We start from the raw sequence: 12,226 nt of genomic DNA, 5'->3' as shown, positions 1-12,226 counted from the left end.
AAGCTATTTAACATAATTGAAAAATTGAAACATTAGTGATCTCTTTTTGATTTTATCAAGAAAAGATCACTATTCTTTTCTTCTTTACCTCGGAGAATGAAAACCCCCTGCTTTAGGAGTAGTATGAGTATAGCGCAGGAAATACTGTGAAAATGATAGCAGAAAATGTGAAAATATTACAATGTTATAACAATCAATATGTTGACGGGAAAATTTTACCTTTATCTCAGAAGCATATTCAAGAAATAGAACTTTCTTGGAAACCTGAACTTAAAAACCATGACTGCTGGGACAAAAATTTGGATTTTAGCAAGTATTTACATGAAAAAACACACTTAAAATTTTATGTGTTGGAATATAAATTAGTTACTCAAGGTATAATTGGTCTACATCTTGGTTATTGTTCAAGATTAGAATTGGCTGAAAATTTAGTTTATGTAAGTATATTAACTGTAGCACCTTGGAATCGTATTGACATTAACAGTTTACCAAAGTACAAAGGAATAGGAACAAACCTGATAACATTCGCAATTACATTGAGTATTAATTTAGGATTTGCAGGTAAAATAGGATTACATTCTGTGAAAGAAGCAGAAGAGTTTTATCAGAAATTGGGCTTTATTGATTTAGGGAATGATATAAGTTACAAGAATTTTAAATATTTAGAATTGTCTGCTGATAATGCTAAGTTATTGGTTCTAAGTTCCCTATTACTTTGCAATTTACAGTGATTTTTAGGTAAATAAACCACATTTTAAAGTCTCACGCAAAGGCGCAAAGGCGCAAAGGAAGAGCAGATTCAGAAAGAGTTGTTTTAACCTTTTTGAGTGCAGCAGAAATTCAAGAACAAACAGGATAGATTTGGAAAAGCCAGTCAATTAGATATAGCTTTATCAAAAGTAATCTTAGATAACGGTAGTTTAAAGCATTTAAACCATGAACTAGAACGTATCAAGAGTCGTGTTCTACCATCTGTTAAAAACCCTGATGATTGGATAAATAATGGTGTAGATTGTCAGATTTTAAAACCTAGTAAAAATTGGCAAAAAGGAAAATTAAGAATGAAAGTTTGTCTAGAATTTTGTCCTGACGAACCAGAATCACCCCTTGATGACTTAAGATAAATGAAGCTAGATCATAAATAAATTAGTCCACGCAGGTGGACTTTGTTTAGACGCGATTTCTCATCGTCTTAATTGTCTAAATCAGGATTTTATCAAAGGTAAATTTATGTTACAATCAATAATTAACAATATACTTATTAGTATAATTGTCCAAGGTGTTGAAAAATAAAAATATAAACACCAAACCACATCCTGTAAGTCCTAGATATCCTGATTTAGACAATATAAATCTATGTCAAACAACATCAAAACCAGAATCGAAAAATTCAACAACGGACGCAACCCAGAATTTTTAAAGTTAAAATACAAGAAACTCGCTACTGATCCATTTTATTTCTTTCGCGGAACTTGTCATTTATTTTATGAAGACCTTTCTGAAAATTCCGGGATGAATTTAGCACCTTTAACTTGGATTTGTGGAGACTTACATTTAGAAAATTTCGGTAGTTATAAAGGTGATAATCGGTTAGTTTATTTTGATATTAATGATTTTGATGAAGCCGTTATCGCACCTTGTACTTGGGAAATAGTGAGATTTATTACGAGTATTATTGTAGGTTCTCGTAGTTTGGGAGTAGATGAAAAAGAATCTCTAAATTTAAGTGAACTTTATCTCAAAACTTATTCACAAACTTTGTCCAAGGGAAAAGCTAAAACCGTAGAAAAAGAAACTGCTAAAGGTTTAGTTAAAGATTTATTGGAAAGTTTGAAAAAACGAAATCGTGCTGATTTCTTGGATAAACGTACTCAAGAAAAGAAAGGTAAACGGCGGTTAATTGTTGATAACAAGCGGATTGTTCCAGCAACAGCAACCGAACAAGAAAATGTTGAGAAATTAATTAAAAATTGGCATCATACTACAAATCAAAATGCCGATTTTTATCAAATTCTAGATATTCAAAAACGCATAGCTGGTACTGGTAGTTTAGGTTTAGAACGTTATATCATCTTAGTAGAAGGTAATGGTTCTCCTAATCAAAACTATTTACTAGATTTGAAAGAAACTCAATCCAGTTCTTTACAGCCTTATTTACCAGTTTCTCAGCCAGAATGGGAAACTCCAGCTAAAAGAGTTGTCGCTATTCAACAACGTTTACAAGGAACTTCTCGAGCATTATTAGAAGCAATAAATGATAGTGATAAATCCTATCTTTTACGAGAATTACAACCAGAAGAAGATGCAGTAAGTCTACAAGCTTGGGATGGAAAATTAGGACGGTTGCAAAAATTAATTCAAACAATGGCTGAAGTAACAGCTTGGGACCAATTACGCAGTGGAGGGAGACAAGGTTCTGCAATTGCTGATGAATTAATTAATTTTGGTCAATCTTCCCAATGGCATAATTCTGTTTTAGAATATGCGGTTTACTACTCTCAAAAAGTCAACCAAGATTTTGAAGAATTTTGTCAATCAATATAACCCACATTCCTCTTACCTCCGTGTTCTCTGTGCCTCTGTGGTTAGATCAATGGCTTTAAACCACTTAGTTATCCCATCAGCTAAGGTACTCGCCATTTTCCGCTGTGCTTGGGGATTCACTATCTCCTCAAATTCATAGGGATTACTCATAAAACCCAACTCCAATAATACCGCAGGTGCGACACTGGGACGAGTTAAGGCTAAATTATTCCAAAATACACCATAGTTAGGTTTACGGAGATTTGTAACGACGTAATTTTGTAAAAACACTGCCATGCTGTGGGACTGGGGATGATACCAAAAAGTACCAAATCCTTTAGTATTTTCCGCATCACCATTATCCGGTAAAGAGTTATGATGGATGGAAAGAGCGATCGCTGGTTCTTCTGTATTAATAATTACCTGACGTTCTACCAAAGATAGGTCTCGATCATCTTCTCTAGTCATTACCACCTTAGCGCCGCGTTTCACCAATTCATCCCGTAGCAATTTAGAAATTACCAAATTCACATCTTTTTCTAAATACCCATTTGGTCCACTAGCACCAGATTCTTTACCACCATGGCCTGGATCAAGTACAATTTTAATACCAGATAAAGGTCGGTGTTTGATCTGGGGAAAATGGGGGGGATGACGTAAAGTTAAAACTAGAGTTGTATTGTCATATCTCAGCTTATAACCCCACTGTTGGAGCTTTTTGAGGTTAAAGGTGTATTTCACCTGTTTAGGGCTTACCTGCTGCCAATCTAGGCGAGAAATTAGGGGGTTATCATCTAGGCGAATTGTGTCTGTTTGGGCAGTAGTATTGTAAAGGGTGAGAGTGAAGAAATTATTTCCCTGTTCTACACTCACAGGAACAGCAGTTTCTAAGGGAAAAATCATCTCTGTGGCTGTATTTAGTTGCCGATAGCCCACACTGCGAATCACTGTCTGTGGTGCAACTGCACCTGCTATAATTTTAGTCTCTTTGCTATTAATCCAAGCACCATAGTCTAAACGCAGCCATTCACCTTCTTTACCCGTTACCGTCGTCATAGTTCCCTTCGGTAAGGGTGTCAGTCGTGAATAATCTGTACCGGGTCCTGTGCGAGTAACGCCAGATTCTGATGTAATTTCTGCAACTGCTAACTGTGCTGGGGAGAGAATTTCGATTTTTCCTAACCCAGTTTGAGTTATTCTTTGATCATTCAGTTGTAAATTAAATTCAGGTTTTCCCAGGTCAGCAGCATTTGTGGCTGTTGTACAACCTTGGTATTTGCTAAAACTAGAACGATTAGGCTGATTGAAACCTGTTAAAATACTCGAATTAGGAGGTAATTGTGCAAATGATGGTTGAGGTAAAAGGGCAATATTTTGATTTACTAGATTTTGATTTACTAGATTAACCCGGACAGTGGCTTGAGGTGGCGCAACTGCACTAAAACAAATTAATTCTCCTGGTAATCTGGTAATATCCACGGCAGGGGTCAAGGAATTTTTAGCAAAGCCTAAACCTTGGGGTAACTCAGGTTGGGTAGATACCCTGTTAATTTTAAGCTCTCGTTCTTGATTTTGGTAACGGACTTTAAATATATTTTCTCCTAATTGCAAGGGAAAACTGGGGGAAAAATGCCCAGACTGACTACGTTTAATCACTTTACCATTAATTAAAACTTGTCCTGTCGGCGGTGCAGTACCAATAAAAAATATTTTTTCTGTACTGGTTTGGTAGTTTGTGGGGGGAAAAACTACTAAAAGTGATTCTCGCGCTAATGCAACCCAGGAGGTGAATGAAAAATTAAATAATACTAATCCTAATAATCCTAAAAGTTTTTTCATGGACAAATACAAGGGTTTTCAGAGTAGGAACTGTGGCAAAATGGGGAAGATGAAATAAAACATCAATTCATCCCGCATACAAGCTTCTAAAATCGTCTACACAAATTCTCACTAGGGACGAAAATCTATTTTTACAAGTTACTAGCAATTGAAAATACTATGACTAAGTTTATCTTTGTGACTGGAGGCGTTGTTTCCAGTATTGGTAAAGGCATTGTAGCAGCAAGTCTGGGTCGTTTGCTCAAATCCCGGGATTATTCCGTTTCCATTCTCAAACTTGACCCCTATATTAACGTTGATCCAGGCACAATGAGTCCTTTTCAGCATGGTGAAGTTTTTGTTACCCAAGACGGTGCGGAAACGGATTTAGATCTGGGACATTATGAACGGTTTACGGATACATCCATGTCTCGCCTAAACAGTGTTACTACTGGCTTGATTTATCAGTCGGTTATTAATAAGGAACGCCGAGGAGACTATAATGGCGGCACTGTTCAAGTAATTCCCCACATTACCAATGAAATTAAAGACCGAATTGTCAGAGTTGCTAAAGAAACTAATCCTTCTGCAGTAATTACAGAAATTGGCGGTACAGTGGGTGATATTGAATCACTACCGTTTTTAGAAGCAATTCGTCAATTACGCAAGGAAGTCGGTCGGCGCAATGTTCTATATATGCACGTTACTCTATTGCCTTGGATTGCTTCAGCAGGGGAAATGAAAACCAAACCCACTCAGCACTCTGTTAAGGAATTGAGATCAATTGGCATTCAACCAGATATTCTAGTATGTCGCAGCGATCGCCCCATTCCTGTAGGTTTGAAACAAAAGTTATCAGAATTTTGCGACGTAGCTGTAGAATGCGTAATTCCTGCCCCAGACGCTCGTAGTATCTATGAAGTACCAGTAATTTTAGAACGGGAAGGACTAGCAGAACAAGTCCTTGATTTGTTGCAAATGGAACAACGTCAACCCAATTTACAAGAATGGGAAACTATGGTAGAACGAATGTATACTCCCAAATACAGCGTCGAAATCGCCATTGTTGGTAAGTATGTCCGGTTAAGTGATGCCTACCTTTCCGTAGTTGAATCCTTACGTCATGCGGCTATTGCTACCCACGGTGATTTGCGTTTGCGGTGGGTAAATTCCGAAGCCCTGGAAACTGAACCAGCAGAAAACTATTTATCTGGTGTAGATGGTATCATAGTTCCCGGCGGTTTTGGTAGTCGAGGCATAGATGGGAAAATTGCGGCCATTAAATACGCCCGCGACCGGCAAATTCCCTTTTTAGGGTTATGCTTAGGAATGCAGTGTTCTGTAATTGAATGGGCTAGAAATGTCGAAGGCCTATCTCACGCCAATAGTGCTGAATTTGATCCAAACACTAATGATCCGGTTATTAATCTTTTACCGGAACAACAAGACGTGGTAGATTTAGGCGGAACAATGCGCTTGGGACTTTATCCCTGTCGGATACTTCCCAACACTCTCGCTTTCCAACTTTATCAAGAAGAAGTTATTTATGAACGCCACCGTCACCGTTATGAGTTTAACAATGTTTACCGAAACCAGTTATTAGATTCTGGTTATTTGGTCAGCGGTACATCTCCCGATGGTAGACTAGTGGAAATAGTGGAATATTCCAAACACCCATTTTTTATCGCTTGTCAATTTCACCCCGAATTTCAATCTCGCCCCAACGCACCCCATCCTTTATTTAAAGGATTTATAACCGCTGCTATTTCTCAAGCCCATTCTACTACGAATATACCAAAGCCAGTCAAAGTATCTTAGTTTTCCATTGTTAGCATTGTCAATGCTAATTTAGCAGCACCAACCATTCCCGCTGCATTTCCTAATTCTGCTGGAAGAATTTGTAACCCTGCGCGGGAAGTTGGTAAAACCCGTTTTTCGATTTCTGCTTGTAATGCAGGTAAGAAAAACTGAAAACTCCCACTCACACCACCACCAATAATAATTGCCTGGGGTGTCAGCACATAGAGTAAACTTGTTAAACCTCTTCCTAAATCTTTACCATATTCTTGCCAAAAAGTCAAGGCTTCTTCGTCTCCAATTTTGGCAAGTGCGCCTAACTCCGCCGGTTCTTTGCCTGTGCGGCGACGGATAGCAGCAATGGAAGTATATTGTTCTAAAGAACCTTGATTGCCACTATTGCACATTGGTCCATCAGGATTTAAGGTAATTAAACCTAATTCTGCTGCTGCTCCTTGATGTCCCACAAATAATTTACCATCGAGAATAATTGCCCCACCAACTCCAGTCCCCAAAGTCAGTAAAATCAAATTGGGGAAATTGCGGCCAGCACCTAACCAAGCTTCTCCTAAACCAGCACAATTAGCATCATTAGCCAAAATTGTCGGTTTACCAGTTTTAGCTTCTAACCAATCTGCCAAAGGTACATTATCCCATCCTACCAGATTAATAGCAACTTTGGCAACTCTTCCCGCAGCATCAGCAGGTCCAGGAGTACCTAAGCCGATAGCGATAGTTTCCTGATTAGGGTCAATTTGCGCTATGGCATCTACTATAGCTGATAATACAGCTTCAGGTGTTGCAGGTTGGGGAGTATCTACAGATAAAAATTGCAAACAATTACCATTTGCTGTAAACCGTCCTAACTTAATCCCAGTTCCCCCTAAATCAATACCAATTACTTGCTGCATGATGTTAAATTATTTTATAAAAAACTACATGAGAGATAAATATATCATTTTTTGAATTGATACTCTCAATTCTTAAAAATAAATTGGTGATTAAATATATAAAGTTTGATATCAGGTAAAATCTAACTATAAATGCAAGTGGTTAATCCCATGGATATTATACAAATTAAACATCAGGCTGATATTTATCTAAAACAATAATTACAGGGGTTTCCGCTCTTATGAGGTACATCCTAAGACCCCTCCTCGCACCCCCCTCAATCCCCCCGCTGCGGGGGGAAGAAAAGGATAAACTTTTGATATTGGAGGGGGTTGGGGGTGGGGTTCTTGTACCTCATAACATCAGGAAGTGCTGTATGTTTATCATTGTTATTGGTGGATTAGTAATTTAATAGGTTTAGATTACTATTATTTACTGGGTGAAACTCTTCCCGGTTGGTATTTTCATCGTCTCATTTATCCCCAAGATTTTGCAGAGGATATACTAGTCAATGCCGGAGATTTATTTAAATTATTACAAATTTGCGAAAAGTTATGAAAAATAGACATCTCCAAATCCAAAAAAGATGGTAGAGCCGAGAATCTCTACCCAAGTCACGTCTCTACAAGGGTTTCAGGTCAAGCACCTTTAATTTCTGGAGATGTCTAATAAGATCCCGACTTGTTTGATAATTATGGAATGTGAATCTTCCTATTTTTACAGATTAGAGAGAATTACTAAGAGGATGTTTGAAAAGTCGTAAAGTTTACCTTTAGCGAAAGTGTACCTTAGACATTGTCAGATATATAAGTTTTTTAAATATCCCTTTGGCGAAAAAATCGCCTTTCTATGTTTATTGAGAATATAGCTAGTTAATTCTCAAGATTATTGAGAATATAGTCAATAAGCCAACGAATTTACTAGGGTATTGACATCTTAACATTTTGTGGTAATATTATAGTGTATAATTTGCGGGATTGTATATCTAAAAAACATACTGAGAATAATCATTACTAGATTAGAGGATCAAAATCCAGAGAATAAATTTTGTGTCTTAGAGGTTGTTTGAAAAGTATTAGATGAAACCGATAATCTCCAGAAACCTAACCCCCCTTTCCTTCCCCCCAAGGGATATGTTCTGATTTAACCGCACTGTATATTAAACTAGTTAAATCCGGGTAACTTATGGTAGGGAGGCAAATAAAGACCTACCGGAAGCCGAAGGAAAATAAGTATGAAAACTGAATTACAAGCCAAGTTATTCCAAAATACCCTGAGTAAAAACAAAGATCACGACGGTTTTACTATTATTGAACTATTAATTGTATTTATCCTTGTTGGTATTCTATCTGCGATCGCTCTACCTTCCTTCCTCAGCAAGGCAAAAAGAGCCCAAGAATCTGAAGCAAAAACCTACATTGGTGCAGTCAACAGAGCGCAACAAGTTTACCGGATGGAAAATACAGCCTTTGCTCCAGATATTGACACCTTGCAAATTGGTATTCCTGTCTCAACGAGTAACTATACTTATAGACTTGATCCAGAACCAACATATACAAACACAGTTACCATCACAGCAACAGCTATAGATCTCGCCAATCTCAAAGGCTTTAATGGTGGTGTGACTGTTATCCTGACTGGACAGACCTTAGCCGTTGCTTGTCAAACCGCAGGACCACAAGCTACTAATCCCATTACACCTCCTAGTTTAACTCTCATGGGTGCTGATTGTGCGGGAACGATGAAAAAGATGGATTAGTATCGCAGGTTAGAATTTAGAATTTAGAATTTAGAATTTAGAATTTAGAATAAGTAGGTGAACGGAAAAAACCGGCATAAGTAACGAAAAGTAAAGTTGCCCAAAACCTGTTCCCTGTTCTCTCCCCTCACAGACAACTTTTTCAGCAAACCCTAAATAAACATGACATGAGCTTTTAAGGATTTGGAATGTCAATTATTTTTACTGACATCTGCACATTAACAATCGGGTGTAAATTATTATATGCCTGTTGCCAATTTGTGACCGGCGCACCTTTTAAAATACCAGATATAGCCACGGAAAGCATTAACCCACCGATAGCAGCCGCAATTAAAGTAATATTATCGTTCACACAATTCTCTCTGTTTGTTACTTGTCAGCTATTATACTGTTTCTTTGCGAGGATGGTCGGAATTTTTTAATATTTTCGGCCTTGCTGATTAAGGGTATGAATTTTAGTCTCACGCAAAGGCGCAAAGACGCAAAGGTAAGAGTTTTAAAGGTTCAATTTGGGAATTTTTCTCCTCAATTCAGCAACGCCATATTTTCTATCTCCTTGTCCTCCGCACCTTGATTTGTATTCGTGGTCAGTTGTCAGTTGTCAGTTCTTTATTGTCTATTGTCAATTGTTTATTTTCTTAGACGCGGATTGACAAATTCATTCAATCCCTCACCAAGTAGTGATAATCCTACTACCAAAGTTGTCATTGCTAAACCAGGAAATAAAGTAGTCCACCAAATGCCAGTAGGTAATGCTTCTAGAGCTTGTTTTAAATCATATCCCCATTCCGGCACCTCTTCAGGTAATCCTAACCCTAAAAATCCTAACCCGCCTAAAACTAAGATAGCATCTGCTGCATTGAGAGTAAATAAAACAGGTACGCTTTGAATGACATTTAAAAATAGATATCTTGATAAAATCACCCAAGTAGAAGCACCCATGGCTTGTGCCGCTTCTATATATACCTCTGTTTTGACGCTGACTGTATGGTTACGAACGACGCGATAATATTGGGGAATATAGGCTATACTAATAGCGATCGCTGCATTTAAGATTCCTCTTCCCACCACAAAAGCCAAGGTTACTGACAGTAGCAATCCAGGCAAAGTATAAATACTATCCATCAGAAATAATAGGGCTTTATCTAATTTCCCGCCTAAATATCCACTAACCATTCCCAAAGGCACACCGATGATCATGCTCAATGATGTCGCTAAAGTCACAACCGTTAAGGCTGCTTGCACACCAAATACACTGCGAGAAAAGACATCATAACCTAAACGACTTGTTCCAAACCAGTGTTGAGCGGAAGGTGCTTGATGAATAGGGTTGGAAAGAAATTCTTTCGGGTTTTGCAACCAGCCCCAACTTTGGAAAACTGGCGCAAAAATGGCTAAAAAGATGCAAAATAAGGTCATAACCAGACCAATTTGCATTAATCGCTGGGATAAGCTCGGATTTTTCGGAAATTTAACTAAATTTGGTAATCGTTTTTTTGTAATTGTCATCTAAACACTGGCTTTAAAAATTTGATTAGCAGTTAAACTCAACTCTAGCCAACTTGATCATACAAGCAGTTTAATACTTTACTTTTGAAAATGCTAGATCAATCAAGGTAAGTAGGTTGGCGTTAAAAATTGTCGTTATGACAAGGGAACTCTTAACTCTTAACAGGACTTACGCAAAATATCTCTCAAACCCTCTTTTCTTCGTTCTCTTCGTTCCTTCGTGGTTCATTATTCCGTGACTTGTGCGTAAGTCCTATCTTAACTGGGAAGAGGTTTTGGGCAACTTTACTTTTCGTTACTTATGTCGGTTTTTCCGTTTACTTACTTACATCTGGCATTTTTTATCACTAACTATTGAGTAGTTTATCTTGCTTAACAAAAATTTCAACACGGTGATATAAAACCAATCAGAAATGGGTAAGTTATTACCATGAAGAATTAAACAAAACTTATCCTACAGAGAAACTACCATGAAAAACGAATTGAAAGCCAAATTCTTACAACACCTGCTAAGTAAAAAGAAAGAAGACGAAGGTTTCACCCTAATTGAACTGTTAGTTGTAATTATTATTATCGGTATTCTGGCCGCTATTGCGTTACCTTCTTTCCTTAACCAAGCAGCAAAAGCAAAACAATCAGAAGCTAAAACCTACGTTGGTTCAGTTAACAGAGCGCAACAGTCTTACCGGATTGAAAATACATCCTTTGCTTCCAGTATTGCCTCATTGCAAATTGGTGTTCCAACCTCAACTGATTATTATGCCTATACTATCACCGGTGGGTCCAACACTACTACTGTTCTAGCAACAGCTGGAGATGCCATTGCTCTCAAAGGCTATTCTGGTGGTGTGACAATTCTCGACTCTGGAGTAACTGCAGCTGCCGCCTGTCAGACAAAAGGAGTGCAGCAATCAACTGCTGTTGCTCCTCCTACTTTGAGTAATTCTGGTGCATCTTGTACGGGAACTATGGAGAACGTGAAATAGAGCAATTCTTAAAGGGTTAGGTTTCTGGAGATTATCGGTTTTATCTAATACTTTTCATGTATAATAAACACCTCTAGTAAACCTCTCCAGTATTAAATGTTATTCCTTTTTCCTCTCCTCTTAGGAGGGCGCTAGGGAGAGGTAGGGAAGGGGGGTTAGGTTTTTCATGTTTATTTGTGTCTTATGATACTTTTAGAATATCCTCTAAGGTTTGCTTTATCAATCATCTCTAATTAAATTTAAAAACAGCCATCAAAGTTCTTCATCATGACCACCCGGTTAAATAATCAAATTTCTACCAACCCAATCTTATTGAGTGTTTCACAATATGAACAAAATATTACAGAAAATCCCGCAGAAGTTTCTAATTATTGGTATTTAGGATTAGCCTTATTATTAGAAGGAAGAGAAGAAGAAGCACAACTTACTTGGATGACTCCGATTCTCGAATTTGGGGAAGAAGAATCGGAACAATGGCTGCAAGAATTAACAGCAATTTTATTAAATACTGCTCAACAACAAGAAGAAAATTCCAATTTAAAATTGGCTTGGATAATTCGTCAACACATTAAAGAATTTATTCCTGATGATATTAATAATCTTTTAAAAATTATTGAGTTAAATATTGACTTACAAATTGAAGAGTGGGAAGTAAATATTAATCAATTAATTGCTACTATTTGTGAACTAACAGAAACTCCTATTTTTGAGGAAGATTTATTAGTTAAAGTGATTGAGAAATTAGTCCATCTTGATCCAGTTACTCCTCCTGTCTTTGTAGATCAACTGGTTGATGCCTTTATACCTCATTTATCAACCTCTGCAACTATTACAGCAGTTTCCGAAGTTATGAGGTACAGTTAGTAATAATAAAGATAATACTGTCATGAAAGCATATTCAGTGGATCTCCGAGAAAAAATAGTTGCAGCCCATATTGAGGAA

12 protein-coding genes are annotated in these 12,226 nt (G+C 37.4%); 8 read left to right on the top strand and 4 right to left on the bottom strand.

What is annotated here, in order from left to right:
• The first annotated feature begins 152 nt into the window (after positions 1-152).
• From H6G25_RS20610 to H6G25_RS20600, 3 genes are all read left to right on the top strand, one after another.
• A complete protein-coding gene (locus tag H6G25_RS20610; protein WP_190394095.1) occupies positions 153-731 on the top strand; it encodes a GNAT family N-acetyltransferase in 579 nt (192 codons plus the stop codon).
• A gap of 96 nt (positions 732-827) precedes the next feature.
• On the top strand, positions 828-1,124 hold the full coding sequence (locus H6G25_RS20605) for a KGK domain-containing protein (RefSeq protein ID WP_190394094.1): 297 nt from the start codon (positions 828-830) through the stop codon (positions 1,122-1,124).
• 232 nt (positions 1,125-1,356) lie between these two features.
• The gene (locus tag H6G25_RS20600; RefSeq protein WP_190394093.1) at positions 1,357-2,544 is read left to right on the top strand and encodes a DUF2252 domain-containing protein; all 1,188 of its coding nucleotides are present in this window, start codon (positions 1,357-1,359) and stop codon (positions 2,542-2,544) included.
• 12 nt (positions 2,545-2,556) lie between these two features.
• Here the strand turns inward: H6G25_RS20600 and H6G25_RS20595 are convergent, their stop codons facing one another.
• Positions 2,557-4,362 (bottom strand): N-acetylmuramoyl-L-alanine amidase, encoded by a 1,806-nt coding sequence (locus H6G25_RS20595; RefSeq protein ID WP_190394092.1) that lies wholly within the window; start codon positions 4,360-4,362, stop codon positions 2,557-2,559.
• A gap of 159 nt (positions 4,363-4,521) precedes the next feature.
• Between H6G25_RS20595 and H6G25_RS20590 the strand changes: the two genes are divergently transcribed.
• Positions 4,522-6,159, top strand: coding sequence for a CTP synthase (locus H6G25_RS20590; protein ID WP_190394091.1), 1,638 nt, complete (start codon positions 4,522-4,524; stop codon positions 6,157-6,159).
• Here the strand turns inward: H6G25_RS20590 and H6G25_RS20585 are convergent.
• Positions 6,156-7,049, bottom strand: a complete 894-nt coding sequence (locus tag H6G25_RS20585) for an ROK family protein (protein WP_190394090.1) — start codon at positions 7,047-7,049, stop codon at positions 6,156-6,158. The genes H6G25_RS20590 and H6G25_RS20585 overlap by 4 nt on opposite strands.
• 349 nt (positions 7,050-7,398) lie before the next feature.
• Between H6G25_RS20585 and H6G25_RS20580 the strand changes: the two genes are divergently transcribed.
• A complete protein-coding gene (locus tag H6G25_RS20580) occupies positions 7,399-7,587 on the top strand; it encodes a hypothetical protein (protein WP_190394089.1) in 189 nt (62 codons plus the stop codon).
• Positions 7,588-8,263: 676 nt separating this feature from the next.
• Positions 8,264-8,788 carry a type IV pilin-like G/H family protein gene (locus H6G25_RS20575; protein ID WP_190394088.1) on the top strand — a complete coding sequence of 175 codons (525 nt, stop codon included), beginning with the start codon at positions 8,264-8,266 and terminating at the stop codon, positions 8,786-8,788.
• Positions 8,789-8,963: 175 nt separating this feature from the next.
• On the opposite strand, the gene H6G25_RS20570 is transcribed toward H6G25_RS20575, so the two are convergent.
• Both H6G25_RS20570 and H6G25_RS20565 read right to left on the bottom strand, forming a co-directional pair.
• Positions 8,964-9,140 carry a hypothetical protein gene (locus H6G25_RS20570; protein WP_190394087.1) on the bottom strand — a complete coding sequence of 59 codons (177 nt, stop codon included), beginning with the start codon at positions 9,138-9,140 and terminating at the stop codon, positions 8,964-8,966.
• Between the two features lie 278 nt (positions 9,141-9,418).
• The gene (locus tag H6G25_RS20565) at positions 9,419-10,297 is read right to left on the bottom strand and encodes an ABC transporter permease (protein WP_190394086.1); all 879 of its coding nucleotides are present in this window, start codon (positions 10,295-10,297) and stop codon (positions 9,419-9,421) included.
• Positions 10,298-10,767: 470 nt separating this feature from the next.
• On the opposite strand from H6G25_RS20565, the gene H6G25_RS20560 reads away from it, so the two are divergent.
• A complete protein-coding gene (locus tag H6G25_RS20560) occupies positions 10,768-11,283 on the top strand; it encodes a type IV pilin-like G/H family protein (RefSeq protein WP_190394085.1) in 516 nt (171 codons plus the stop codon).
• A gap of 267 nt (positions 11,284-11,550) precedes the next feature.
• A complete protein-coding gene (locus H6G25_RS20555; RefSeq protein ID WP_242035049.1) occupies positions 11,551-12,147 on the top strand; it encodes a hypothetical protein in 597 nt (198 codons plus the stop codon).
• The last annotated feature ends 79 nt before the right edge of the window (positions 12,148-12,226 follow it).

It is taken from the genome of Dolichospermum sp. FACHB-1091, from assembly GCF_014697585.1.
Taxonomy (GTDB): Bacteria; Cyanobacteriota; Cyanobacteriia; order Cyanobacteriales; family Nostocaceae; genus Dolichospermum.
This window is presented reverse-complemented; position numbering and strand designations above follow the sequence as displayed.

Bases quoted from the DNA above. Each gene is read 5' to 3' on its own strand.
- H6G25_RS20560 (WP_190394085.1), top strand. From the start codon at position 10,768: ATGAAAAACGAATTGAAAGCCAAATTCTTACAACACCTGCTAAGTAAA.
- H6G25_RS20565 (WP_190394086.1), bottom strand. From the start codon at position 10,297: ATGACAATTACAAAAAAACGATTACCAAATTTAGTTAAATTTCCGAAA.
- H6G25_RS20590 (WP_190394091.1), top strand. From the start codon at position 4,522: ATGACTAAGTTTATCTTTGTGACTGGAGGCGTTGTTTCCAGTATTGGT.
- H6G25_RS20600 (WP_190394093.1), top strand. From the start codon at position 1,357: ATGTCAAACAACATCAAAACCAGAATCGAAAAATTCAACAACGGACGC.
- H6G25_RS20575 (WP_190394088.1), top strand. From the start codon at position 8,264: ATGAAAACTGAATTACAAGCCAAGTTATTCCAAAATACCCTGAGTAAA.
- H6G25_RS20595 (WP_190394092.1), bottom strand. From the start codon at position 4,362: ATGAAAAAACTTTTAGGATTATTAGGATTAGTATTATTTAATTTTTCA.
- H6G25_RS20555 (WP_242035049.1), top strand. From the start codon at position 11,551: ATGACCACCCGGTTAAATAATCAAATTTCTACCAACCCAATCTTATTG.
- H6G25_RS20610 (WP_190394095.1), top strand. From the start codon at position 153: ATGATAGCAGAAAATGTGAAAATATTACAATGTTATAACAATCAATAT.
- H6G25_RS20585 (WP_190394090.1), bottom strand. From the start codon at position 7,049: ATGCAGCAAGTAATTGGTATTGATTTAGGGGGAACTGGGATTAAGTTA.